General features: G+C 64.7%; 19 protein-coding genes. 13 read left to right on the top strand and 6 right to left on the bottom strand.

Features of this window, described 5'->3' with window-relative positions:
• Positions 1-275: 275 nt before the first annotated feature.
• The 6 genes from pqqA (at position 276) to pip (ending at position 4,758) form a co-directional block, all read left to right on the top strand.
• Positions 276-356: a pyrroloquinoline quinone precursor peptide PqqA gene (gene pqqA, locus XH93_RS31695; RefSeq protein ID WP_035635412.1), complete on the top strand. Its 81-nt coding sequence runs from the start codon at positions 276-278 to the stop codon at positions 354-356.
• A 173-nt stretch (positions 357-529) separates the two neighbouring features.
• Positions 530-1,459 carry a pyrroloquinoline quinone biosynthesis protein PqqB gene (gene pqqB, locus XH93_RS31700; RefSeq protein ID WP_194470466.1) on the top strand — a complete coding sequence of 310 codons (930 nt, stop codon included), beginning with the start codon at positions 530-532 and terminating at the stop codon, positions 1,457-1,459.
• Positions 1,460-1,479: 20 nt separating this feature from the next.
• Positions 1,480-2,235, top strand: a complete 756-nt coding sequence (gene pqqC, locus XH93_RS31705) for a pyrroloquinoline-quinone synthase PqqC (protein ID WP_194475399.1) — start codon at positions 1,480-1,482, stop codon at positions 2,233-2,235.
• A 21-nt stretch (positions 2,236-2,256) separates the two neighbouring features.
• Positions 2,257-2,565, top strand: a complete 309-nt coding sequence (pqqD, locus tag XH93_RS31710; protein WP_194470467.1) for a pyrroloquinoline quinone biosynthesis peptide chaperone PqqD — start codon at positions 2,257-2,259, stop codon at positions 2,563-2,565.
• Positions 2,562-3,791, top strand: coding sequence for a pyrroloquinoline quinone biosynthesis protein PqqE (pqqE, locus tag XH93_RS31715; protein WP_194470468.1), 1,230 nt, complete (start codon positions 2,562-2,564; stop codon positions 3,789-3,791). Before pqqD ends, pqqE begins: the two co-directional genes overlap by 4 nt.
• Complete coding sequence (gene pip / locus XH93_RS31720) at positions 3,781-4,758, top strand: prolyl aminopeptidase (RefSeq protein ID WP_194470469.1); 978 nt, start codon at positions 3,781-3,783, stop codon at positions 4,756-4,758. The genes pqqE and pip overlap by 11 nt, the downstream gene beginning before the upstream one ends.
• Positions 4,759-4,878: 120 nt before the next feature.
• On the opposite strand, the gene XH93_RS31725 is transcribed toward pip, so the two are convergent.
• Positions 4,879-7,149 (bottom strand): caspase domain-containing protein, encoded by a 2,271-nt coding sequence (locus XH93_RS31725; protein WP_194470470.1) that lies wholly within the window; start codon positions 7,147-7,149, stop codon positions 4,879-4,881.
• 177 nt (positions 7,150-7,326) lie between these two features.
• On the opposite strand from XH93_RS31725, the gene XH93_RS31730 reads away from it, so the two are divergent.
• From XH93_RS31730 to XH93_RS31745, 4 genes are all read left to right on the top strand, one after another.
• Positions 7,327-7,998: a DUF4286 family protein gene (locus tag XH93_RS31730; RefSeq protein WP_194470471.1), complete on the top strand. Its 672-nt coding sequence runs from the start codon at positions 7,327-7,329 to the stop codon at positions 7,996-7,998.
• Between the two features lie 237 nt (positions 7,999-8,235).
• Positions 8,236-10,035, top strand: a complete 1,800-nt coding sequence (locus tag XH93_RS31735) for an FAD-dependent oxidoreductase (protein ID WP_194470472.1) — start codon at positions 8,236-8,238, stop codon at positions 10,033-10,035.
• Complete coding sequence (locus XH93_RS31740) at positions 10,005-11,852, top strand: 2-oxoacid:acceptor oxidoreductase subunit alpha (protein WP_172627092.1); 1,848 nt, start codon at positions 10,005-10,007, stop codon at positions 11,850-11,852. The genes XH93_RS31735 and XH93_RS31740 overlap by 31 nt, the downstream gene beginning before the upstream one ends.
• The gene (locus tag XH93_RS31745) at positions 11,849-12,904 is read left to right on the top strand and encodes a 2-oxoacid:ferredoxin oxidoreductase subunit beta (RefSeq protein WP_194470473.1); all 1,056 of its coding nucleotides are present in this window, start codon (positions 11,849-11,851) and stop codon (positions 12,902-12,904) included. The genes XH93_RS31740 and XH93_RS31745 overlap by 4 nt, the downstream gene beginning before the upstream one ends.
• Here the strand turns inward: XH93_RS31745 and XH93_RS31750 are convergent.
• The 5 genes from XH93_RS31750 to XH93_RS31770 all read right to left on the bottom strand — a co-directional run bounded on the left by XH93_RS31750 (position 12,866) and on the right by XH93_RS31770 (position 19,917).
• Positions 12,866-13,468 (bottom strand): STM3941 family protein, encoded by a 603-nt coding sequence (locus tag XH93_RS31750; protein ID WP_194470474.1) that lies wholly within the window; start codon positions 13,466-13,468, stop codon positions 12,866-12,868. The two genes, XH93_RS31745 and XH93_RS31750, sit on opposite strands and share 39 nt — an antisense overlap.
• Before the next feature lie 125 nt (positions 13,469-13,593).
• Positions 13,594-14,784 (bottom strand): ABC transporter substrate-binding protein, encoded by a 1,191-nt coding sequence (locus XH93_RS31755; protein WP_194470475.1) that lies wholly within the window; start codon positions 14,782-14,784, stop codon positions 13,594-13,596.
• Positions 14,785-15,033: 249 nt separating this feature from the next.
• The gene (locus XH93_RS31760; protein WP_194470476.1) at positions 15,034-16,578 is read right to left on the bottom strand and encodes a SpoVR family protein; all 1,545 of its coding nucleotides are present in this window, start codon (positions 16,576-16,578) and stop codon (positions 15,034-15,036) included.
• Positions 16,578-17,849, bottom strand: a complete 1,272-nt coding sequence (locus tag XH93_RS31765; protein WP_194475400.1) for a YeaH/YhbH family protein — start codon at positions 17,847-17,849, stop codon at positions 16,578-16,580. The genes XH93_RS31760 and XH93_RS31765 overlap by 1 nt, the downstream gene beginning before the upstream one ends.
• Positions 17,850-17,973: 124 nt before the next feature.
• Positions 17,974-19,917: a PrkA family serine protein kinase gene (locus tag XH93_RS31770; protein WP_194470477.1), complete on the bottom strand. Its 1,944-nt coding sequence runs from the start codon at positions 19,915-19,917 to the stop codon at positions 17,974-17,976.
• A gap of 498 nt (positions 19,918-20,415) precedes the next feature.
• Here XH93_RS31770 and XH93_RS31775 point away from each other — a divergent pair, with 498 nt between their 5' ends.
• The 3 genes from XH93_RS31775 (at position 20,416) to XH93_RS31785 (ending at position 24,630) form a co-directional block, all read left to right on the top strand.
• Positions 20,416-21,030, top strand: a complete 615-nt coding sequence (locus XH93_RS31775; protein WP_194470478.1) for a hypothetical protein — start codon at positions 20,416-20,418, stop codon at positions 21,028-21,030.
• A gap of 83 nt (positions 21,031-21,113) precedes the next feature.
• Entirely contained in the window at positions 21,114-21,557 is a 444-nt protein-coding gene (locus XH93_RS31780) for a DsrE family protein (protein ID WP_139863937.1), read from the top strand.
• Positions 21,558-21,783: 226 nt separating this feature from the next.
• On the top strand, positions 21,784-24,630 hold the full coding sequence (locus XH93_RS31785; protein WP_194470479.1) for a bifunctional transaldolase/phosoglucose isomerase: 2,847 nt from the start codon (positions 21,784-21,786) through the stop codon (positions 24,628-24,630).
• Positions 24,631-24,638 lie beyond the last annotated feature (8 nt).

Raw genomic sequence — 24,638 nt, forward strand, 5'->3', positions numbered from 1 at the left:
GCCGAAGGCGCGACATCGTCACCAGGACCTTGGGAGGACCCTCCTTAACCCAAGATCACCATTCACCGTATGGCGAACAACAGGAAAAACGTCTGATGCCACGGGCTTTTGAGGCAAACGCGCGCACAATGACGTGAGCGGGGGGAATTTGCATGCCGCAACGCAGCATGCACCGGGCACGGCAACCTTGCAAAAAATTTAGGTGGCGAACTTTTTTGACGGCAGTACTTTAGTCCGCAGGGCGGAAGTCGTCCGGTCGCAATAAGGAGAGCCAAATGGCCTGGAAAGCACCGAAGATCGTTGAAGTGTCGGTCGGCATGGAAATCAACATGTACATGTGCGCCACCCGCAAGTAAGCGGCAGCGCCCTCTACACGTTTAGCGTTTAGCGCAGGTGGACGTCCGGGCGTGACGCGCGCTCCCGAGCGAGGGAGTGCGGTTCAGACCCCGGCTCCACCTCGTAACGTTTCTGGGCGCTGATTCGCCTAGGTGGTCACTCGCTTGGGCTCTGATTCTCCGGGAGACGGATCATGCTTCGTGTCGTCGTCCTGGGTGCCGCAGCAGGTGGCGGCGTTCCGCAGTGGAACTGCGGTTGCCCGAATTGCAGGGCGGCACGAAGCGACCATCCGGAACTGCAGAGCACGCAAGCCTCGATCGCATTCAGCCGCGACGGCGCGCACTGGTTCCTGGTCAATGCCTCGCCCGATCTGCGCCAGCAATTGATCGCAACGGCGCAATTGCATCCAAAGGCCGGCGCGCTGCGGCACACGCCGATCGCGGGCGTGATCCTCACCAATGGCGAGATCGATGCGGTCGCGGGGCTGTTGTCGATGCGCGAGGGTTCGCCGTTTTCGATCTATGCGCATGAGCGGGTGCTGGCGATCCTGCGCGCCAACAGCGTCTTCAACGTGCTGAACGAGAAGAACGTCAAGCGCCAGCCGATCGCGGTCGATCAGACCTTTGAGCCCGCCCTGCCCGACGGCACGCCGTCGGGCCTTGAGGTGCTGCCGTTCGAGGTTCCCGGCAAGGGCGCCTGGTATCTCGAGGGCACCGCGCATCCGGCAGGCCGCGACGGCGTCGGCGATACGCTGGGCCTGCGTATTGCGGACAAGGCCAGCGGCAAATATTTCTACTTCCTGGCGGCCTGCGCGCGGGTGACCGACGACCTGAAGGCGCGGATCAAGGGCGCGCCGCTGGTGTTCTTCGACGGCACGGTGTGGCGCGACGACGAGTTGGCCGTGGCCGGGCTCGGCAACAAGACCGGCCAGAGCATGGGCCATATCGCCATGTCGGGCGAGCACGGCGCGATCGAAGGCCTCGCCGGTCTCGACATCGGACGAAAAGTGTTTTTGCATATCAACAACTCCAACCCGGCGCTGCTTGGGACCTCGGCCGAGCGCAAGGCGGCAGAACAGGCGGGCTGGCAGATTCCCTCCGACGGAACGGAGATCGTGCTGTGAATGTGGTGCCTACCAATGGGATGACGGCGCTCTCGATCGGCAAGGGCATCACGCTCGACAGCGCCGAGGCGATGGAAGCGACGCTGCGCACGATCGGCGCGACGCGCTATCACAGCCTGCATCCCTTCCACCGCCTGCTGCACGGCGGCAAGCTCAACAAGGGCCAGGTGCAGGCCTGGGCACTGAACCGCTACTACTACCAGAGCACGATCCCGCTGAAGGACGCGATGGTGATCTCGCGCTTCCGCGATCGCAACACCCGCGTCGAATGGCGTCACCGCATCGAGGATCATGACGGCGATCTCGGCACCGAGGGCGGCATCGAGCGCTGGCTCAAGCTGACCGAGGGCCTCGGCCTCGACACGACTTACGTCGAATCCACCGAAGGCATTTTGCCCGCGACGCGTTTTGCGGTCGAAGCCTACGTGCATTTCTGCCGCGACCGCACGCCGCTGGAGGCGATCGCCTCCTCGCTGACCGAACTGTTCGCGCCGAACCTGCACGAGGAACGCATCTCGGGGATGCTGAAGCACTACGACTTCGTCAATCCCGACATCATGAGCTATTTCAGCCGCCGCCTGACCCAGGCGCCGCGCGATGCCGGCTTTGCGCTCGACTACGTCAAGCAGCACGCCAGAACGCCGGCCGAGCGCGAGGCGGTCTGCAACGCGCTGATCTTCAAGACCAACGTGCTGTGGGTGCAGCTCGACGCGCTGTATCACGCCTATGTCGACGGCCACATTCCGCCCGGCGCCTTCGTGCCCAAAACGAGCTAGAAGACGAGCTAGGAACGACACATGGCGAGCCGCAACATCAGCGTCAGCGAGACCAGCCGGCCGAAACTGCCGCGCCATGCCAAGCTGAAATTCGACGAGACGCGGCAGGTTTGGGTGATCCTGGCGCCGGAGCGCGTGCTGGCGCCGGACGAGATCGCGGTTGAGGTGCTGCAGCTCTGCGACGGCGTGCGCAGCGTGGCTCACGTGGTCGACATGCTCGCGGAAAAATACGCAGCGCCGCGCGAGGCGATCGCAACCGACGTGGTCGCGATGCTGCAGGACCTGGCCGACAAGGGCTTTCTCACCGAAGCGCGCGAGAGCACAGCATGAGTGACACGCTCGCCGACAACAAGACACCGCCAGGCCCGAGCGACGGGCTCGCGGTGCTGGAGAGCCGCCGCTCGGCGGCCGAGACCTACGGCATCCCGCTCGCGGTTCTGCTCGAGATCACGCACCGCTGCCCGCTGCAATGCCCGTATTGCTCGAACCCGGTCGAGCTCGACCGCGGCTCGACCGAGCTCACGACAGAGGAATGGAAGAAGGTGCTGAGCGAGCTCGCCGAGCTCGGCGTGCTGCAGATCCATTTTTCCGGCGGCGAGCCGACCGCGCGCAAGGACATTGTCGAGCTGGTGCAGCATGCAAGCGATGTCGGGCTGTATTCCAATCTGATCACCTCGGCGGTGCTGCTGACCAAAGACAAGCTCGCGGCGCTGGCGGATGCCGGCCTCAGCCATGTGCAGATCAGCTTTCAGGGCAACGAGCCGGTCGTTGCCGACCGCGTCGCCGGGTTGAAGGACGCGCACCGGAAGAAGCTCGAAGTCGCGAAATGGACGCGCGAGCTTGAAATGCCGCTCACGGTGAACGCGGTGATGCACCGGCAGAACCTGCATCAACTCCCCGACATCATCCAGATGGCGGTCGATCTCGACGCCGACCGGCTCGAGGTCGCCAATGTGCAGTATTACGGCTGGGCGCTGAAGAACCGCGCCGCGCTGATGCCGACCATCGCGCAGATCGAGGAGACCAGCCGCATCGTCGAGGAGGCGCAGGCGCGGCTGAAGGGCACGCTGGCGATCGATTACGTCGTCCCCGACTACTACGCACTGCGGCCGAAGAAGTGCATGGGCGGCTGGGGCCGCCAGTTCTTCAACATCTCGCCGGCCGGCAAAGTGCTGCCGTGCCATGCCGCCGAAAGCATCACCGGACTGGAATTCGAATCGGTGCGCTCGAACCATTCGATCGCCTGGATCTGGCAGAACTCGGAAGCTTTCAACCGCTATCGCGGCACCGGCTGGATGCCGGAGCCGTGCAAGTCTTGCGAATTCCGCGAGGTCGATTACGGCGGCTGCCGCTGCCAGGCCTTTGCGCTGACCGGCGATGCCGGCAACACCGATCCGGCCTGCGCGCTGTCGCCGCGGCATGAGGAGATCTTCAAGCAGGCCGAGCGGGAGTCCGCGGCCAGCCAGAACCGCTTCCTGTATCGCAATTTTGCCGGCGGCACGCTGGAGACGGAAGAATCCCAGGACAATCGCCAGGACAACCGAAATGGCGCCTGACGCCGACGCCGGCAAGCTCGCCAAGCGCGCCGATCCGTTTGCCCCGCTGACGTCGGAACTGCTCGATGTCGGCGACGGGCACGATGTCCATGTCGAGAGCATCGGCCGCGAAGGCGGCATTGCCGCGGTCTATCTCCATGGCGGGCCCGGCAGCGGCTGCCAGCCGGACCATCGCCGACTGTTCGATCCGGAACGCTTCCACGCCGTGCTGTTCGACCAGCGCGGCTGTGGCCGCAGCCGGCCGAAAGGCAGCCGCGCCCACAACACCACGGCGCATTTGATCGCCGACATGGAGAAGATCCGCGAGCGCTTCGGCTTTGCGCGCTGGATGGTGGTCGGCGGCTCCTGGGGCGCAACGTTGGCTCTTGCATACGCGCAGGCGCATCCCGCGCGCGTCAGCGGCCTTGTGCTGCGCGCCACCTTCCTCGGCACGCGCGAGGAACTGGACGGCGCCTTCCTGCATACGCTGCCGCGGTTCTATCCCGCGCTTTACCAGGATTTTTTGAAGTTACTGCCCGAGAACGAGCGTGCGGCGCCGCTCGCCGCCTATTACCGCCGCATCCTCGATCCGAATATCGACGTGAACGCGCCGGCCGCGCGGGCCTGGCACGACACCGAGCGCGCGCTGTCGGAGCATACGCCGAAACAGACGCGGCTCGATTTTCAGAAGACGTCAGGCGTGCTGCCGTCGACCCCGTACATGGAAGCGCATTATTTCGCCAATGACTGCTTCATGCGACCGAACCAGTTGATGGAGGACGCCGGCAAGCTCGCCGGCATTCCCGGCATTCTGGTGCAGGGCCGCTACGATTTGCTCTGCCCGCCCGCGACCTCGCATGCGCTCGCCGCGCGCTGGCCGGGCAGCGAGGTCCGCATCGTCGATGGCGCCGGCCACATCCTCTACGACCCCGGCATCCGCAACGCGGTGATGAAGGCGATCGCCGACCTCGCGTCGAGAGCGAGCTAACACTCGCCGTCTCCGACGACTAAAGCGCGATGAGATTGGGTTGAATCATCATCGCGCTTTAGCTCCTTGTTTGAGCATGATCTTTCCGGAAAACCGCTTCACACTTTTCCGGATCATGCGTTAGCGCCCACACGCTCCGGGAGGACACGGATGCGGCCGGGCCGCCGGTGCGGCGGGCCGCGGTGGCGGCGCTGCCATTCGCGGCGGTGGCGCGGCGTGCTGCGCCTGCATCGCCGGCGCTGGCGCGGCACGAACGACCGGCGCGACCGGCGCAGGGCGCGGCGGCAGCGCTGCCGCGCGCGGCGGCGGGGCGGCCATGCGCGGCGGCGGCGGGGCGGCCATGCGCGGAGGCGGTGGCGCGGCGCGTGCAACCGCCGGCGGAGCGACGGCGGCATGCGGCGCCGGCCGCACGACCGGCGCCGGCCTTGCGGGCGCCGCGCGGATCGCCGGCGCCGGAGCCGTCACCGGAGGCCTCACCGCGCTCGGCGGCGGTGCAACGGCATGCGCGACCGGTGGCCGCACAGGCGGTCTGCCGGCAGCCGGCGGCGCGTTCGGACCGGGGAGGATCGCCGGTCTGCCGCCGGGTGCCGGTTGCGCATTGGGCGGCGCCATCGCCGCCGCCGGCGGCCTGCCGGACGGCAGCGCATTCGGCCGGGCGCCCGGTTGCGGCGCGTTGGGCGGTGCGGTCGCGCTCTGCGGCAGCGGCGGTGCGTTCCTGCCGCCCGGTAGGGTGTGGACGCCAGGTGCAGCGGGCGCGTTGGGCGCAATGGCCGCGTTCGGCACGGTCCCCGGCAGGGCTCCGGGCCGTCCACCAGGGCCGGGCTGACCGCCTTGCGGTGTGCCCTGCGGCGTCAAATTGGCGCGTTGCAGGGCGGCGGGCGGCAGCGACGGCGCTGCCGATATCCTGCCGCCCGGGATCGGCGGCCGCACTCCCGCGGCGGTAAGCTGCGCCGGCGTCGGGTTGCGGTTGTTGATCACCGTGTTGATCACGGTCGTGTTGTGAATGTTGTTGAACACGATGTTGTTCGGCGGCGGCACGACATAGCGCGGCGCGGCGATGTAAGCCGGAATTGCCACGAACAGCGGCGTCGGCAGCACGTACAGATCGTCCGGCGGCGGCGGTGGCGGCAACACCACGAAGTCCGGCGGCGGTGGCGGCAGGAAGAACACCGGCGGCGGCGGTGGCGGCGCAAAGGCGAACACCGGATCGCCATAATAGAGCGCCGGACGGTCGACATATTCGATTTCATCCGGCGGCGGCGGCGGCACGTCGTAGTCGAGCGCGGTGAATTGCGGCGGCGGCTCCAGCGCAGCCGAGAGATAAGCGAGCCGGCGCCGCGCGTCCGCCGAGTGCGGCCCGCGCGGATAGCGCTTCAGATACGACCAGTAGGCGTCCGGCGTGTCGGCAGAATAGGTGCGCCGCCAGGTGATGGCCTCGCGCCGCGCCGCCACGATGGCGCGCACGCGCTTGGCGAGCGGATCGTTCGGATAGGCCTGCAGATATTCCTCGTAGCCCTGCAGCGTGTCGCGCTCGAGCGCGGCCGCGTAGGCGTCCTGCGCCGAGAAATCGCGGATCGGTTTGGTGCGCAGCCCGGCGTCGACCTGCTGCGGCGGCGCGTCCGGCTGGCGCTCGAAGAACACGAACGGCGCATCGATCTTCTGCGCATCCCACGGGATCTGCGCACCCTTGGTCATCTCGTTGACGCGCAGGCGGACGCGGTCGAACACTTCGGGCAGGGAGAGACCGCCGGTGCGGATCATCTCCGCCAGCGCCTGCGCATAGGGTCCATAGGGTGGCGCGCCGTCGGGAGCGACGGTGCCGGGTGCGGAATTGAACGCGATCAGCAGCTTTGGATCGGGATCGACCAGCGCAAGACCGCCGGCCAGCGGCTGGCCTTCTTTCGCAAACGGATTGCTGCGCGCCGCATCGAGCACGATCACGCCCGCCTTGAGCGGCAGCGCCGCGAGCTGACGGCTGTAGTCGGAGATGCGGATCGCCTCGACCGGCACATCGATGTCGCGCGCGGTCTTGGCATCGATGGGCACGAAATAGTTCTCGCCGGTGAGCTGCACGCCGTAGCCGGCGAGATAGACGAAAGCGACCGTATTCGGTCCGGCCTCCTGCACCTTCTGGACGAAATCGCGGAACGATTTGCGCAGCGTCTCACCGTCGAGGTCGCGCGCGCCGATCACGTCGAACCCGGCGGCCTGCAAGGTCTGCGCGATCAGGCCGGCATCGTTGGCGGCGGTCTGCAATTCGCCGGCCTGGTAGGCGCCATTGCCGACGACGAGCGCGAGCCGCTTTTCCTGCTGTTTCTCCGGCTCTTGCGCATGCGCGGGGAACGACGCCAGCGATAGACCAACGAGCAATGCCCACCAAATTCGCGCCATCGTTGTTGTCCTTCTCGACTGGAGGTCGGCGCTCACATGGAAGTGCAAGGTCTGTGAACGCGCCCTGAACAGCATTGCAGCATTGTGGCAATCCTTGGTCTCCGCGCCGGGAACCTGCTTCCCTGACTCGCCATTCGGCGATATGGAGCAGGCAAAACAGGCAAAGAGGAGCAATCGATGCCGATCGCCGGACAAGGCATGCTGCTGACATCGATGGATGTCGACGCCCACGACGAAGCCGAATTCAATCGCTGGTATGACCGCGAACATCTCGAGGAGCGCGTCGCCATCGACGGGTTCCTCGAAGCGCGGCGCTACGTCGCCTATGACGGCAAGCCGAAATATCTGAGCCTGTACTCGACCGCGACCTTCGACGTGCTCGACAGCCCGGTCTACCGCAAGGCGCTCGCCAACCAGACCGACTGGTCGAAGGCCAACATCGCGCGCTTCAAGAACATGATCCGCGGCGTCGCGCGCATCACGATCAGCCGCGGCGTCGGCAGGGGTGCGACACTTGGCATCATCCGCCTGCGGCCACCCGCCAATGGCGCGGACAAGCTCCGCGCTGCGTTGCGGGAACAGCTCGATCCGTCCACGCAGGACGGCATCATCTCGATGCATCTGCTCGAGAACGATCCTGACCTGTCGAAGCCGCTCACGTCAGACGCGGCGAAGGCCGATCCGGGCGCCGGCGACTGGTTCGTGCTGATCGACGCCACCGATTTAAACGCGGTGCCGGCGGCTTCGGCGCGCATCATCGACAACGCGGCGTTCAAGCCGCTGGTCGTTACCCACGGTGTCTATCGGCTGCTGTGGGACATCGCGAAGAGCGATCTTCCGCACGGTTAACGCGCATGATGTACGGTGCGTCATGCTGCACCGCCACATAACAAGATCGAGATGGACGCCAGACGCGCATCAGCCACGCGAAAGCTGATGATCGCCCAATTTTGCCTTTGCCTTCTCTGGAACGGCTCTAATAAGATAAGCCTATGATCCAATTCAAAAACCAAAACAACGTCGCGTGAGCGCTCGTCAACGATAAGGCCGCGCGGTCAGGCATTTTCGCGCGGGTCAAAGGTAGGAATGAAACCGACTGATATCTCGGCGCCGGACTACTTCCATAAAGTGGTCGATTGCCAATGGGCCTGTCCCGCACACACCCCCGTTCCCGAGTACATCCGGTTGATTGCTGAGGGGCGTTACAGCGACGCCTACATGATCAATTGGCAGTCGAACGTGTTCCCGGGAATTTTGGGACGCACCTGCGACCGCCCCTGCGAGCCGGCCTGCCGTCGCGGCCGGGTCGAGGACAATCCGGTCGCGATCTGCCGCCTGAAGCGCGTCGCAGCCGACTTCAAGGACGACATCACGCAGCGCCTGCCGCGGCCTGCGGCAAAGAACGGCAAGCGCATCGCGCTGGTCGGCGGCGGCCCCGCCTCGCTCGCGGTGGCGCGCGACCTCGCCCCGCTCGGCTATCACTGCACGGTGTTCGACGGCGATCCTAAGGCCGGCGGCATGATGCGCAGCCAGATCCCGAAATTCCGCCTGCCCGACAGCGTGATCGACGAGGAGACCGGCTACATCCTGAACCTCGGCGTCGAGTTCAAGGGCGGCCAGCGCATCGACAGCCTGAAGCAGCTGCTCGCCGAGAACTACGACGCGATCTTTGTCGGCAGCGGCGCGCCGCGCGGCCGCGAGCTCGACATTCCCGGCCGCAAGGAGGCCGCCGCCAACATCCATATCGGCATCGAGTGGCTGGCCAACGTGTCGTTCGGCCATGTCAACAAGATCGGCAAGCGCGTCATCGTGCTCGGCGGCGGCAACACCGCGATGGATTGCTGCCGCACCGCGCGCCGGCTCGGCGGCGAGAACGTCAAGGTGATCGTTCGCTCCGGCTTCGAGGAGATGAAGGCCTCGCCGTGGGAGAAGGAAGACGCGCTGCACGAGGACATCCCGATCCTCAACTACATGGTGCCGGTGGCCTTCAAGCACGTCGCCGGCAAGCTGATCGGCGTCACCTTCCAGAAGGTGAAGGCGGAGTACGACGACAAGGGCCGCCGCAGCCTGGTGCCTTCAGGAGAGCCCGACGAGACCGTGCCCTGCGACGATGTGCTGGTCGCGGTCGGCCAGGAGAACGCGTTCCCCTGGATCGAAGCCGATTGCGGCATCGAGTTCGACAAGTGGCACATGCCGAAGGTCGATCCCAAGACGTTCGCCTCCACCAATCCGAAGGTGTTCTTCGGCGGCGACGCCGCGTTCGGCCCGAAGAACATCATCTGGGCGGTGGCGCATGGCCACGACGCCGCGCTCTCCATTCACAAGATGATATCAGGCGAGGACATCAATGAGCGTCCGCTGCCGGAGGTGCACGTCTCCTCGCAGAAGATGGGCATTCACGAGTGGAGCTACGACAACGACATCTCCGCCGACAAGCGCTTCAAGGTGCCGCATCGCGACAAGGTGATCGCGCTGAAGGACATCCGCGCCGAGGTCGAGCTCGGCTACGACGTCAAGCTGGCGCTCGGCGAGGCGCAGCGCTGCCTGAACTGCGACGTGCAGACGGTGTTCTCCGCGCCGCTCTGCATCGAATGCGACGCCTGCGTCGACATCTGCCCGATGGACTGCATCAGCTTCACCGAAAACGGCGAGGAAGATGATTTGCGGCAGCGCCTGAAGGCGCCCTCGCCGCACCACGACCAGGCGCTCTACGTCTCCGGCGACCTCAAGACCGGCCGCGTCATGGTCAAGGACGAAGACGTCTGCCTGCATTGCGGGCTGTGTGCCGAGCGCTGCCCAACCGGCGCCTGGGACATGCAGAAGTACCTCATCGATATGGTTCACGCAGGATCAACATGTCAGTCCAAAGCCCGATCAGCAGCGTAAACGACTTCGTCGTCCGCTTCGCCAACGTCAACGGCTCGGGCTCGGCCTCCGCCAACGAGCTGTTCGCGCGCGCGATCCTGCGCCACGGCGTGCCGGTCTCGCCACGCAACATCTTCCCCTCCAACATCCAGGGCCTGCCGACCTGGTATGAGGTGCGCGTCACCGAGGACGGCCATCTCGGCGCCCGCGGCGGCGTCGACATGATGGTGGCGATGAACCCGCAGACCTGGGACAAGGACGTCGCCGGCATCGAGCCCGGCGGCTATCTGTTCTACGATTCGACCAAGCCGATGCCGTCGTCGAAATTCCGCGCGGACATCACCGTGATCGGCGTGCCGCTGACCGCGATCACCAACTCGACCTACAACGATCCCAGGCAGCGCCAGCTGTTCAAGAACATCATCTATCTCGGCGCGCTCTGCGCCCTGCTCGACATGGATCCGAAACTGGTCGAGCAGCTGATCGGCGAGCAGTACAAGGGCAAGGAGAAGCTGCTGTCCTCCAACGTCCACGCGCTGCATCTCGGCCGCGACTGGGCGCTGCAGAACTTGAAATGCCCGATTGGCCTGCGGGTGAAGAAGGCCGACAAGGTCGGCGACCGCATCTTCATCGAGGGCAACAGCGCAGCCGCGCTCGGCGCGGTCTATGGCGGCGCCACGGTGTGCGCCTGGTATCCGATCACGCCGTCATCGTCGGTCGCGGAGGCTTTCACCAGCCACTGCAAGAAGTACCGCCACGACCCCGAGACCGGGAAGGCAAAATACGCCATCGTGCAGGGCGAGGACGAGCTCGCCTCGATCGGCATCGTGATCGGCGCCTCCTGGAACGGCGCCCGCGCCTTCACCGCGACCTCGGGCCCGGGTATCTCGCTGATGACCGAGTTCATCGGCCTCTCATACTTTGCCGAGATCCCGGCCGTGATCATGAACATCCAGCGCGCCGGCCCCTCGACCGGCATGCCGACCCGCACCCAGCAATGCGACGTGATCGCCTGCGCCTATGCTTCGCACGGCGACACCAAGCACGTGCTGCTGTTCCCGGAAGATCCGGCCGAGGCCTTCGAGTTCGCCGCGCACGCGTTCGATCTTGCCGAGCGGCTGCAGACCACGATCTTCCTGATGCTCGATCTCGACATCGGCATGAACCACCGTCTCTGCCGCCCGCTGAAGTGGGACGACGCAAGGCAATACGACCGCGGCAAGGTGATGACCGCGGAGATGCTCGAGGAAGGCCGCGACTTCGGCCGCTATCTCGACGTCGACGGCGACGGCATCCCCTATCGCACCTATCCCGGCACCCATCCGACCAAGGGCTCCTACTTCACCCGCGGCACCTCGCGCGACCGTTACGCGCGCTATTCGGAGGAAGGCGCTGTTTACGCCGACAACATGCAACGCTTGGTGCGCAAGTTCGAGACCGCGCAGGACCTGGTGCCGCGGCCGCTGCAGGCCAATGCGGCGAAGCCGACCAAATACGGCGTGATCTATTTCGGCTCGACCTCGCCGGCGATGGACGAGGCGATCGGCCTCCTGGAAGCGCGCGGCCACCAGCTCGACCGCATGCGCATCCGCGCCTTCCCGTTCCACTCCAGCGTCGCGAGCTTCATCGCCGACCACGATTTCGTGTACGTGGTGGAGCAGAACCGCGACGCGCAGCTGCGCCAGCTGATCGTCAACGAGAACGGCATCGATCCGGTGCGGCTGGTGCCGATCCTGCACTATGACGGAACGCCGATCACCGCGCGCTTCATCGCCAATTCGATCGGCGACCACCAGGACCACCTCAAGGTGACCCCTCTCCGCAAGGCCGTGTCATGACCTACATTGCAAAGCCGAAATTTCATCACCCCGGCCTGAAGAAGAACGAGCTGGGCTACACCCACCGCGACTACGAGGGCAAGATCTCGACGCTGTGCGCCGGCTGCGGCCACGATTCGATCACCGCCTCGATCATCGAGGCCTGCTACGAGCTCTCGATCGAGCCGCACCGGGTGGCGAAGATTTCCGGCATCGGCTGCTCGTCGAAGACGCCGGACTACTTCCTCGGCAATTCGCACGGCTTCAACTCGGTGCACGGCCGCATGCCGTCGGTCTTGACCGGCGCCAATCTCGCCAACCGCGATTTGATCTATCTCGGCGTCTCCGGCGACGGCGACAGCGCCTCGATCGGCTTCGGCCAGTTCGCGCATTCGATCCGGCGCGGCGTCAACATGACCTACATCGTCGAGAACAACGGCGTCTACGGCCTGACCAAGGGCCAGTTCTCCGCGACTGCCGACCGCGGCTCGAAGTCCAAGAAGGGCGTCACCAACACCGACAATGCGATCGACCTGGTCGCGATCGCGCTGCAGCTCGGGGCCACCTTCGTGGCCCGCAGCTTCTCCGGCGACAAGACGCAATTGGTGCCGCTGATTGCGGCTGCGATCCGGCACAAGGGCGCCTCGTTCATCGACGTGATCAGCCCGTGCATCGCCTTCAATAACCACGCCGGCTCGACCAAGAGTTTTGACTACGTCCGCGAGCACAATGACGCGGTGAACCGGCTCGACGTGCTGGTCGGCCGCGATCCGATCAGCGTCGACTATGCGCCGGGTACCGTTCAGGTGGTCGAGCAGCATGACGGCTCGCGGCTGGCGCTCCGCAAGCTCGACGCCGACTACGATCCGCATGACCGGCTCGGCGCGCAGACCTTCCTGCAGAAGCATGCCGCCAAGGGCCAGATCGTCACCGGGCTGCTCTATGTCGATCCGGACGCCGAGGACATGCACAGCCATCTCGAAACCGTCGAGACGCCGCTCAACACGCTGGATGAAAAGGCGCTGTGCCCGGGCTCAGCGGTACTGGACAAGATCAACGCCAGCCTGCGGTGATCGCAGCGCGGCCTCGTGGTAGGTCCTGCACAGGTCGAACAGCTCGTCAGTGTCCATCGTCAGCGCTGTCGTGCCGATCATGATGCCGTCACCTCCGAGCAGCCTGTTGCTCCACGCCACGAAACGCATCGTCCTGGTCGTGTAAAGCTGCGCTTCCGCCGCAGGGCTGAGCTTCAGGAGCACGCTCTTGTTGGCGCGGGATTGCCAGAGCGAGATCGCCTCCACCGAGTGCCACGGGATCAGCCCGTGCGATGTCCGCGAATCCCGGATGCCGTGGCGGCTGACAACGATGACCGGCGCCCTCGGCGACATGAAGATCCGGATCGAGTTCCAGATCGCAACAGCGAAGAGGACCATGCCGCCATAGCCGACGTAGAGATGGGCCGTATCGCCCGGCTTGTGCGGAAGTATGCCAAGGGCAATACAGGTGCACAGCACCAGCATCAGAACGAAGACGCCAGCCCAGCCCACAAGCCGCACCAGCGAATAGCCGATCTCGACGTCGGGAAGCGGCGGATAGGCGTAGGTCTTGCGAAGCATCGGCGTTCGGACAGTCAATGGCATTGGCTGTCCGGATGTTTCGTGTGGAACGTGTTAAGGGCGCCTTGCAGCAATCCGTCGAAATCGGCTGATCTCGCCGGCCAAAGCGTGACGGATCGTCGCGCTTTGGCCGATTGTCACGACAAGGTTTACCTGTCGCTCAGCACGTCGCCGAACAACGCCCACGACTTGCCGTCGAACCGCGCCATCTGGATCTGCCGGATCGGCGTGACGTTGTCGGGCTCGGTCTGCACCTTGATGCCGGGCAGCAGCATCGGCAGTTCGAGCGGCTTCAGATTGGCCGCCTGCTTGATGACGTTGTCGCGGCTGTAGTCGCCGTTGCAGTTCTTCAGCACCGCGGTCATCAGCTGCGCGACGGTGTAGCCCTGCACGTTGAAGAGATCGCCGGCGTTGGCGTTCGGCTGGTACTTCTTCATCCAGGCCGAAAATTCCTTCTGGGCCGGATCATCGGCCCAGCGCGGATCGGTCGGGTCCTTCAGATAGAGGCCGGTGACGACACCGACCACGTTCTCGAAGCCGGCCGGCTCGAGCACCGCCGAGACCGAATTGGACACCGACGGCAGGATGGTGAGCGGCTTCCAGCCCATGCTCGCCGCCTTGCGCAGCGCTTGCGCGGCGAATTTCGGCGTCGCCTCGGCAAAGAACACGTCGGCACCGGACTCGCGCATCGTCACCATCTGCGAGTCGATGGTCGGATCGCTGGTCTGATAGGTGGTCTCCGCGACGATCTGGCCGACATGCTCGCCGAGCCCGTCCTTGAAGCCTTTCAGGTAATCCTTGCCGGCATCCTCGTTCGGCGTGATGACGGCGATCTTGGCATTCGGCTTGGTCTGCAGGATGTACTTTGCGTAAAGCCTACCCTCGAGCTCGTAGGTCGGATTGAAGCCGACCGTCCAGGGGAAGTGCTTCGGATCGTTCCAGCGCGTCGCGCCGGACGAGACGAACAGCTGCGGCACCTTCTTGATGTTGAGATACTTCTGCACGGAGATGTTGGGCGCGGTGCCGACCGCGCTGAAGATCGCCAGCACTTCGTCCTGCTCGACGAGCTTGCGGGTCTGCTCGACCGTCTTCGACGGCGAGTAGGCGTCGTCGAGGCTCTCGAACTCGATCTTGCGGCCGTTGATGCCGCCTTGGTCGTTCAGCATCTGGAAATAGGCGCCTTCGGCGCGCGCGATGGTGCCGTAGGCGGAGGCCGGCCCGCTATAGGGCGCGGTGTTTCCGATCTTGATCGCACCTTCGGCGGCTGGGGATGGCGAGATCGACGAAGCGGTGAGAACAGTGACGGCGAGCAAGCCCGCCAGGCGTGAGTGAGTTGACAAGAGCGTATCCTTTTCTTGGTCTTCTTGACGCGGCGCACCTTATCAATCGCGTCCGCGCAGGCAATCACCAAGAAGCGCTCAGGAAATTTCGTATGCCGGCAATCACACTCGCGCGCGCAACGCGCGGTGCCCGAACGTTGCCGCGATGTTCATGATATGAGCCGTCGATGGAATCAAAAATTCGCCGGGCAAGACACGCATTCCGCATGACGGCGCGCGGTTGCAGGCGCGCCGTCAGTGGCGTGTTTGCTACGCCGCGACAGCTGCGGCGCGCGGGCTGATGACGTATTCCTTCAGCACATTGTCGGCGCCGTCGACTTCGGTCAGTGCGACGTCGTAGGACCAGAGATCGGCGAGGTGCTGCAGCACCCGCCTGGTGTCGGTCTCGTTGAGCTGCGCGCCCTTCACGGTGGTGTGACGCAGCAGCAGCCGGCGATCACCGTCGAGATCGACGTCGACGACCTCGATGTTGGCGTCGACGAAGCCGACGTCGTATTGCCGCGACAGCTCGCGGCGAACCCGCCGATAGCCGCGTTCGTCGTGGATCGCGTCGACCCTGATGCCGGCGCTCTCGGCCGGATTGTCGTGCAAATGGAACATGCGGAAGCGCCGGATCAGCGCCGGGCTGAGGAACTGATTGATGAAGCTCTCGTCGCGGTAGTTGCTCCAGATCTCGCGCAGCACGCCTTCGACGTCGCCCTTGCCTGCGATGTCCGGGAACCACTCGCGGTCCTCATCCTCCGGATTGGACACGATCCGCTCGATGTCCTGCATCATGGCGAAGCCGAGCGCGTAAGGGTTGAAGCCGGAGTAGCGGCGGTCGTCGAACTCGGGCTGGAACACCACATTGGTGTGCGACTGCAGGAATTCCAGGAAGTTGCCGTCGGTGATCCGGCCCTGCCGGTGCAGCCGATTCAAGATGCGGTAATGGACGTAGGTCGCGGTGCCCTCGTTCATCACCTTGGTCTGGCCCTGCGGGTAGAAGTACTGCGCGATGTGGCGCACGATGCGGATCAGCTCGCGCTGCCAAGGGGCCAGCCGCGGCGCGGTCTTCTCGAGGAAATAGAGGACGTTCTCCTGCGGCAGCCCGAGCAGCGCGCGGCGGCGCTCCGCCGACAGCGTCGCCTTGCTCTTGGCCTTGACGTTCGGCACCGTCCGCCACAGGTCGTTGAACACGCTTTCCTCGTGCTGGCGGCGCTCACCGGCGCGCTTCTCCTCGTCGCGGAGGTCGAGCGTCTTCTTGCCGGGATAGCGATCGACGCCGTGCGACATCAGCGCATGCGCGGCGTCGAGCGTCCGCTCCACCGCCTCGCTGCCATGGCGGTCCTCGCAGGCCGCGATGTAGCCCTTGGCGAATTCGAGATAATCGAGGATGCCTTCGGCATCGGTCCACTGCTTGAACAGATAGTTGTTCTTGAAGAAGTGATTGTGCCCGAACGCCGCGTGCGCGATCACCAGCGTCTGCATGGTCGCGGTGTTCTCCTCCATCAGATAGGAGATGCACGGCGAGGAGTTGATCACGATCTCATAGGCGAGCCCCATCAGCCCCTTGCGGTAGGAGGCTTCCTGGAAGGCGAACTGCTTGCCGAACGACCAGTGCTTGTAGAACAGCGGCATGCCGACCGACGAATAGGCGTCCAGCATCTGCTCGGCGGTAATGACCTCGATCTGGTTCGGATAGACGTCGAGCCCGAGCTCCTTGCGTGCGATCTCCTCGCAGGCATCGTGAATTCGCTGCAGGAGCGGAAAATCCCAGTCGGCGCCCTCGAACAGGCGATCGCCGGAAGAAGCCATTACGCAACCCTCTCTTGCTTGCTGCGGCGCTTGAACAGGTCCTGAAACACCGGGAAGATTTCGCCGCGCTCGCTCACCTTGCGCATCGACAGCGGCGCGCCTTCATTGCGCAGGCGCTCGTAGAGCGTCCACAGCGAGGAGTCCGGCATGTCGAAGGTGTAGTTGGCGGCCTCGCCGACCTCGAGATAGGCGAAGAACTGGCACACCGGCAGGATGTTGTTGGTGAGGAGCTGTCCGGTCAGCGCGCTGTCCGACGTCATGTTGTCGCCGTCGGAGGCCTGCGCAGCATAGATGTTCCAGTCGGCCGGGCGGAAGCGGGTGCGGACGATATCGTTCATCGCAACCAGCGCGCTCGACACCAGGGTGCCGCCGGAGGCCGGCCCGTGGAAGAACGTATCCTCGTCGACCTCCTCGGCGCGGTCGGTGTGACGGATGAACACGATCTCGACGTGCTTGTAGCGCCGCTTCAGGAACACGTAGAGCAGCATGTAGAACCGCTTCGCCAGGTCCTTCATGTGCTCGGACATCGACCCGGAGACGTCCATCAGGCAGAACATCACGGCCTGCGCCACCGGCTTCGGCACCGTTTCAAAGCGGCGGTAGCGGATGTCGATCGGATCGATGAACGGGATCCGCTTGGCCTTGGCCTTCAGCGCCTCGAGCAGGGCCAGCAGCTCGCGGCGGCGCGGGCCGTCCTCGCACTCCGCCAGTTCGGCCTCGAGCGCCTCGATGTCGTCCTTGCGCGGCCGGCGCAGCGCGACGCGGCGGGCCAGCGCCCGGCTCACGGTGCGGCTGATCGAGATGTTGGCGGGCGAGCCTGAGGTGGCGTAGCCGGCGCGCTGGATGCCCTCGCTCTCGGTCTCAGCGAGCTTGCGCTTGGCGAGATCGGGCAGTTCGAGATCATCCAAAAACAGGTCGACGAACTCGTCGCGGCTGAGCACGAAGCGGAAGGCATCCTCGCTGTCGCCCTCGCCAGCGCCGGAGCCCTTGCCGCCGCTCTGGTTCGGACGCGGCAGATAATCGCCTTCGATGAATTTCTTGTTGCCGGGCAGCACCATGTCGCGCGTGCCGCCCTCGCGGCGGAACCGCGGCTCGTCCATGCCGTCCAGCGGGATCGTCACCTCGCCGCCCTCAAGGACGTCCTTGATGTCCCGACTTTGCGACGATTTCTTCACGGCTCCTTGCACCAGCGCCTTGGCGCGGCGCAGGAAACGCTGCCGGTTCTCCAGGCTCTTGCTACCCGGATTCAGGCGTCGATCGACGATATGCATGACCACGTTGCATCTGCCTCACGCCGGGATGCGACCACAAGCGATCGCATCATTATTTTTGTCGTTAGTCGAGCATGGAGAACGCAGTGTCCACGCTCGGGATCCTGTCCAAATTCTTGATACGCTAGCCGGCCTGCTTCACCCGCATGTACCATTCGACAAGACGCCGGACCTGGCGCTCGGTGTAGCCGCGCTCGACCATTCGCGCCACGAACTCGCCGTGCTTCTTCTCGGTCTCGCCGTCCTTCTTGGAACCGAACGAGATGACCGGGAGCAGATCCTCGACTTGCGAGAAGATCCGCTTCTCGATCACGTCGCGGACCTTCTCGTAGGAGGTCCAGCTCGGGTTCTTGCCGCCATTGTGCGCCCGGGAGCGCAGCGAGAACTTGACGACCTCGTTGCGGAAGTCCTTCGGGTTGGCAATGCCGGCCGGCTTCTCGATCTTGGTCAGCTCCTGGTTCAGCAGCTCGCGATTCATCAGCTGGCCGGTGTCGGGATCCTTGAAGTCCTGATCCTCGATCCAGGCGTCGGCGTAGTCGACATAGCGGTCGAACAGGTTCTGACCGTAGTCAGCGTAGGATTCCAAGTAGGCCTTCTGGATCTCGTTGCCGATGAACTCGGCATAGCGCGGGGCGAGGTCGGCCTTGATGAACTCGAGATAGCGCTTCTCAGTCTCATCGGGCAGCTGCTCGCGGCGGATCGACTGCTCCAGCACGTACATCAGGTGCACCGCATCGGCGCCGACCTCTGTGGTGTCGTGGTTGAAGGTCGAGGCCAGCACCTTGAAGGCAAAGCGGGTGGAGACACCGTCCATGCCCTCGTCGACGCCGGCGGCGTCCTTGTATTCCTGGACGCTGCGCGCCTTCGGATCGGACTCCTTGAGGCTCTCGCCGTCATAGACCCGCATCTTGGCGAACAATGTCGAGTTCTCGTGCTTGCGCAGCCGCGACATCACCGAGAACCGCGCCATCGTCTCCAAGGTCGCCGGCGCGCAGGGCGCGGCGGCGAGCTCCGAGCTCTGGATCAGCTTCTCGTAGATCTTCTGCTCCTCGGCCACCCGCAGAACATACGGCACCTTGATCACGCAGATGCGGTCGATGAAGGCCTCGTTGTTCTTGTTGGTCTTGAAGCTCTGCCACTCGGCCTCGTTGGAGTGCGCGAGGATGATGCCGGTGAACGGGATCGCGCCGATGTTCTCGGTGCCGATGTAGTTGCCTTCCTGCGTCGCGGTCAGCAGCGGATGCAGCATCTTGATCGGCGCCTTGAACATCTCGACGAATTCAAGCACACCCTGGTTGGCGCGGTTCAGCCCGCCGGAATAGCTGTAGGCGTCGGGATCGTTCTGGGCGTAGGTCTCGAGCTTGCGGATGTCGACCTTGCCGACCAGCGAGGAGATGTCCTGGTTGTTCTCGTCACCGGGCTCGGTCTTGGCCACCGCGATCTGGCGCAGCCGCGAGGGCTGGAGGCGCGCGACGCGGAATTGCGAGATGTCGCCGCCGAACGCCTCGAGCCGCTTGTAGGCCCAGGGCGACATCAACCCGCTGAGCCGGCGGCGCGGAATGCCGTACTTCTCCTCGATCATCGGCCCGAGCTGATCCGGATCGAACAGCCCGAGCGGCGACTCGAACACCGGCGAGAGTTCGTCACCGGCCTTCAGCACGTAGATCGGATGAATTTCCATCAGCGATTTGATGCGCTCGGCGAGCGACGACTTGCCGCCGCCGACCGGCCCGAGCAGATAGAGAATCTGCTTGCGCTCTTCGAGGCCCTGCGCGGCGTGGCGGAAGAAGCCGACGATGCGCTCGATCGTATCCTCCATGCCGTGGAAGCCGGCGAAGGCAGGATAGGATCTGATCGTGCGGTTCAAAAAGATACGGCCAAGGCGTGGGTCCTTGGCCGTGTCGATCATCTGGGGCTCACCGATCGCCGCTAGTAACCGCTCGGCCGCATTTGCATATCGCATCGGATCACTTCGACACGACTCCAGATACTCGGCCATCGACATGTCGGTTTGGCTTCGTGCTTCAAACGACCTGGCAAAGGCGTTGAACAAAGAATCGTTGTACATGATCCCTCTCTCCACGATATGTATCGCCGCACGACTGACACGAGTCGCAACCAGAGCGTCCTAGGATCGAATCAGCGTCGGCACGCTACGTCCATTGGACACTCGACCGACTCACTTCGGCAATGCACGGCGCGTGCAGCCACCGCCTTATCAACAGGCAGGAAGCTTAATAGTTCATCAATATCCCCCTGTTTTTGGCCGTTGTAGCCCCGCCGCCACATCCGTGGTTTACCGGGGCCTGGCCTCCAAAGGCGGGACTTCCGAACGGGCGACTTCCTGCCCGGCGATCAACGCTGGCCTCCCTGAAAAGGTGTGACTGTCCAGCCTTGGCGTCAAGATGGTGCGTCACAGCGGCGGATGAACAATCATTCAGGCACGCTTGAACGCGCCTCCTTGTCGCCGCGACTAAGGCAGCGAGCCCACACAGTTCCGGACGGCATCCACGTGCCGCGCAGGACGGTGATGCGGCTCCGGCATCGCTTATTCCCGAGGCCCGTCATGAAGCTGTCTTCCTTCGTTGTCCTCGCAGTTGCGGCATGCGCCGGAGCCCTGTCGACCGCCCGGGCGCAGGAGGCCGCCGGCAAGGCGCAGGCAGCCGCCTTCGACAAGCGGATGTTCGCGGGCCCCCTTGGCGCCAAAAGCTTCGCCTGCTTCGTACGGCGCTACGACGCCAACCATCTCGCGCAGCATCCGAAGCAGAAGGTCAGCGCGATGAAGCTGTTGGTCGAAGCCGAGACCGTGCCGGAGGACAAGACCATCAACTACTCCTTCCGCGTCGGCATTCAGTACCGCGATCGCTCGGGCAATTTCGACTCCGGCGGCTACTGCAATCACGCGCTGCCGACCAAAGCCGGCCGCGTCACGGCTTACGAATGCGGCGTCGATTGTGAGGGCGGTGGCCTAACTGTGGCATTGTCGAACGATAATAAATCGGCGACTGCCCGCATCGGGCGCATCATGGTCTCGGATCGCAGCAAACCGGACGCCGAACCGGCCGAGATGCAAACCGACGGCAGCGACGACAAGGTGTTTCGGGTCGATCGCGCCGAGGCAAGCGAATGCGCCGAACTCGTGACCGATCGCGAGGAACTCGCCGCCCTCAGCCACAAGTGATAGGCTGCGAGTGATGGGCCTTAAGTGATCGGGCGTTAGGTGATCAGGCTTGGCCTGATCAACAATAATTGTGGGAGGATGCCATGCATCGACGCAGCATCTTGTCGGGCGCGCTCTCGGCGATCGGCGCCGCCTTCGCCACCTCACGCGCGCACGCCGCGACAGAAGCGCCCGCGAAGCTGAAGGTGGTCTATCACCTCAACGACCTCGACAAGGTCAGCTTCGTGATCGGCAACATCCAGAACCATCTCGACGGCGTCGGCGGGCCGGACAACGTGACGATCGCGCTGGTGGTGCACGGTCAGGCGCTGAAGGCGTTTCACTCCGCCGCCGCCAATCCCGACCTGTCGCGGCATGTCGGGCAGTTCTCAAAGGCCGGAATCGAGCTTGCCGCCTGCGGCAACACCATGAAATCGCAGCATATCACGCTGAATGACCTGCTACCCGGCTTCGTGGCCGCCGAGCGGGGCGGCGTGGTCCGCCTCGCCGAGCTGCAGTCGCAGGGCTACCTGTATCTGCGGCCATAACCTGACCGGACCAACTGACCGGGCGCCGCGACACGTCATAAAAATGTGCTGAGATGGGGTTCAGGCTTGGATCGCGTCCGAGGGATCGAACTTTTGTGAATGGCGTTATCCCTTGGGAATGCTGACATTCCGCCCCGGGGCCCCCCATGTTGACAATCCGCCTCCGCGCCCGAAAGCTGCCCGGGAACCCAAAAATCGACCCTCGATCGAACGAGAACAGGCACCCATGAACCCCGTCAAAGCACTCGAAAATCACGGCCAAGCGGTCTGGCTGGACTTCCTCGCCCGCGGCTTCGTCGCCAAGGGCGACCTGAAGCGGCTGATCGAGACCGACGGCGTCAAAGGCGTGACGTCCAACCCGTCGATTTTCGAGAAGGCGATCGGCAGTTCGGACGAATATGACGGGGCGATCGGCCAGGCCCTCAAGTCAGGCGACCGCTCGGTCGCCGACCTGTTCGAGCATCTGGCGATCGAGGACATCCAGCACGCCGCCGACGTGCTGCGCCCGGTTTACGACCACAGCGACGGCGGCGACGGCTTCGTCAGCCTCGAAGTGTCGCCCTATCTCGCCATGGACACCAAGGGCACAATCGCGGAAGCCGAGCGGCTCTGGAAGGAGGTTCATCGCAAGAACCTGATGGTCAAGGTGCCGGCGACGCCCGAAGGCCTGCCGGCGATCGAGCAGCTGATCGGCGAAGGCATCAGCATCAACATCACGCTGTTGTTCTCGCAGAAGGTCTACCGCCAGGTCGCGGAAGCCTATCTCAAGGGGCTGGAGAAATACGTCGCCAAGGGCGGCGATCCCTCCCATGTCGCCAGCGTCGCCAGCTTCTTCGTCAGCCGGATCGATTCGGCCGTCGACAAGCAGCTCGACGAGAAGATCGCCCGCGCCAACGACCCGTCCGAAAAGGAGCGGCTGGCCGCGCTGAAGGGCAAGGTCGCGATCGCGAATGCAAAACTCGCCTACCAGGACTACAAGCGCCTGTTCGCGGGCGGCCGCTGGGACAAGCTGAAGGCAAAAGGCGCCAAGCCGCAGCGGCTGCTGTGGGCCTCGACCGGCACCAAGAACAAGGACTACAGCGACGTGCTCTATGTCGAGGAGCTGATCGGCCCCGACACTGTCAACACCGTGCCGCCGGCGACGCTCGATGCCTTCCGCGACCACGGCAAGACCCGCGACAGCCTCGAAGAGAATGTCGAGGACGCCCGCCACGTGCTGGAGGAGCTGGAGAAATCCGGCATCTCGCTCGACGCCATCACCGAGGAGCTGGTCAAGGACGGCGTCAAGCTGTTCGCCGACGCGGCCGACAAGCTCTACGGCGCCGTCGCCCACAAGCGCGCGACCTCGCTCGGCAGCGGCATCGACCGCCAGAAGCTTGCGCTTGGCGCGACCATCGAGAAGGCGGTCGAGAAGAGCACCGAGGAATGGCGCGCCGCGGCAAAAATCCGCCGGCTCTGGCAGAAGGACAAGTCGGTCTGGACCGGCGACGACGAGAACAAATGGCTGGGCTGGCTGACCAGCGCCGCCACCGCCGATGTCGCCGACTACGAGGATTTTGCCCAGCGCGTGAAGGGGCAGAATTTCACCGACGCCGTCGTGCTCGGCATGGGCGGATCGAGCCTCGGGCCGGAGGTGCTGGCCGAGACCTTCCCGCACCGATCGGGCTTCCCGCGACTGCACGTGCTCGACTCCACCGATCCGGCGCAGGTGCGCGCGATGGAGGAGTATGTCGACATCTCGAAGACGCTGTTCATCGTCTCCTCCAAATCCGGCGGCACCACCGAGCCGAACGTGCTGAAGGACTACTTCTTCGACCGCGTCAGCCAGGCGATCGGCAAGGACAAGGCCGGCCACCGCTTCATCGCGGTGACCGATCCCGGCTCGTCGCTGCAGAAGGTCGCGATCAAGCAGGGCTTTGCTCGTATCTTCTACGGCGCCCCCGCGATCGGCGGCCGCTATTCCGTTCTGTCGCCGTTTGGCCTGGTGCCGGCGGCCGCGGCCGGCATCGATGTCCGCAGCCTGCTCGGCCACACGCTGTCGATGGTGCGCTCCTGTGGCGCCGACGTGCCGCCGCATGAAAACCCCGGCGTGCAGCTTGGCCTGGCGATGGGCATCGCCGGGCTCGAGGGCCGCGACAAGGTGACGATCTTCGCCTCGCCCAGCGTCGCCGATTTCGGCGCCTGGACCGAGCAGCTGATCGCGGAATCGACCGGCAAGGACGGCAAGGGCCTGATCCCGATCGAGGGCGAGACCATCGGCGACGCTGCCGTCTACGGCAACGACCGCTTCTTCATCGACCTGCGTACCGAGGACGAGCACGATGCCGCGCATGAGTCAAAACTCGCGGCGCTGGAGGCCGCCGGCCATCCGGTGGCGCGCATCGTGATGAAATCGATCGATCACATCGGCCAGGAGTTCTTCCGCTTCGAGATCGCGACCGCGGTCGCGGGCTCGATCCTCGGCATCAACCCGTTCAACCAGCCCGACGTCGAAGCCGCCAAGATCAAGACCCGCGAGCTCACCGCAGCGTTCGAGAAAACCGGGTCGCTGCCTGCCGAGGAGCCGGTGGTGTCGGCGGCGGACGTCGAGCTCTATACCGACGCGCAGAACGCCGACGAGTTGCGCAAGGCCGGCGCCAACGGCGATCTCAACTCCTGGATCAGGGCGCATCTGTCGCGCTCCGGCCGCGGCGACTATGTCGCCCTGCTCGCCTATATCGAGCGCGACGGCGACACCATCGACGCCATGCAGGCGATGCGGCTGAAGCTGCGCGACACCAGGCATCTGGCGACCTGCGCCGAGTTCGGCCCGCGCTTCCTGCACTCGACGGGACAGGCCTACAAGGGCGGGCCCGACACTGGCGTGTTCCTGCAGGTCACGGTCGATGACGCCGAGGACCTCGCGGTGCCCGGCCAGAAGGCCAGCTTCGGCGTGATCAAGGCGGCGCAGGCGCGCGGCGATTTCGACGTGCTCACCGAGCGCGGGCGGCGTGCGCTGCGCGTGCATCTCAAGGGCGACCTCACCTCCGGCCTCGCGGCGCTCGACGCCGCGATCTCGGCGGCGCTGAACTGACGGGAGGC

This window comes from Bradyrhizobium sp. CCBAU 51753 (assembly GCF_015291565.1).
Lineage (GTDB): Bacteria > Pseudomonadota > Alphaproteobacteria > Rhizobiales > Xanthobacteraceae > Bradyrhizobium > Bradyrhizobium ivorense.

What these genes read in the sequence shown, in the direction of transcription:
- pqqA (WP_035635412.1), top strand. Translation starts at nt 276, where the DNA reads ATGGCCTGGAAAGCACCGAAGATCGTTGAAGTGTCGGTCGGCATGGAA.
- pqqB (WP_194470466.1), top strand. Translation starts at nt 530, where the DNA reads ATGCTTCGTGTCGTCGTCCTGGGTGCCGCAGCAGGTGGCGGCGTTCCG.
- pqqC (WP_194475399.1), top strand. Translation starts at nt 1,480, where the DNA reads ATGACGGCGCTCTCGATCGGCAAGGGCATCACGCTCGACAGCGCCGAG.
- pqqD (WP_194470467.1), top strand. Translation starts at nt 2,257, where the DNA reads ATGGCGAGCCGCAACATCAGCGTCAGCGAGACCAGCCGGCCGAAACTG.
- pqqE (WP_194470468.1), top strand. Translation starts at nt 2,562, where the DNA reads ATGAGTGACACGCTCGCCGACAACAAGACACCGCCAGGCCCGAGCGAC.
- pip (WP_194470469.1), top strand. Translation starts at nt 3,781, where the DNA reads ATGGCGCCTGACGCCGACGCCGGCAAGCTCGCCAAGCGCGCCGATCCG.
- XH93_RS31725 (WP_194470470.1), bottom strand. Translation starts at nt 7,149, where the DNA reads ATGGCGCGAATTTGGTGGGCATTGCTCGTTGGTCTATCGCTGGCGTCG.
- XH93_RS31730 (WP_194470471.1), top strand. Translation starts at nt 7,327, where the DNA reads ATGCCGATCGCCGGACAAGGCATGCTGCTGACATCGATGGATGTCGAC.
- XH93_RS31735 (WP_194470472.1), top strand. Translation starts at nt 8,236, where the DNA reads ATGAAACCGACTGATATCTCGGCGCCGGACTACTTCCATAAAGTGGTC.
- XH93_RS31740 (WP_172627092.1), top strand. Translation starts at nt 10,005, where the DNA reads ATGTCAGTCCAAAGCCCGATCAGCAGCGTAAACGACTTCGTCGTCCGC.
- XH93_RS31745 (WP_194470473.1), top strand. Translation starts at nt 11,849, where the DNA reads ATGACCTACATTGCAAAGCCGAAATTTCATCACCCCGGCCTGAAGAAG.
- XH93_RS31750 (WP_194470474.1), bottom strand. Translation starts at nt 13,468, where the DNA reads ATGCCATTGACTGTCCGAACGCCGATGCTTCGCAAGACCTACGCCTAT.
- XH93_RS31760 (WP_194470476.1), bottom strand. Translation starts at nt 16,578, where the DNA reads ATGGCTTCTTCCGGCGATCGCCTGTTCGAGGGCGCCGACTGGGATTTT.
- XH93_RS31765 (WP_194475400.1), bottom strand. Translation starts at nt 17,849, where the DNA reads ATGCATATCGTCGATCGACGCCTGAATCCGGGTAGCAAGAGCCTGGAG.
- XH93_RS31770 (WP_194470477.1), bottom strand. Translation starts at nt 19,917, where the DNA reads ATGTACAACGATTCTTTGTTCAACGCCTTTGCCAGGTCGTTTGAAGCA.
- XH93_RS31775 (WP_194470478.1), top strand. Translation starts at nt 20,416, where the DNA reads ATGAAGCTGTCTTCCTTCGTTGTCCTCGCAGTTGCGGCATGCGCCGGA.
- XH93_RS31780 (WP_139863937.1), top strand. Translation starts at nt 21,114, where the DNA reads ATGCATCGACGCAGCATCTTGTCGGGCGCGCTCTCGGCGATCGGCGCC.
- XH93_RS31785 (WP_194470479.1), top strand. Translation starts at nt 21,784, where the DNA reads ATGAACCCCGTCAAAGCACTCGAAAATCACGGCCAAGCGGTCTGGCTG.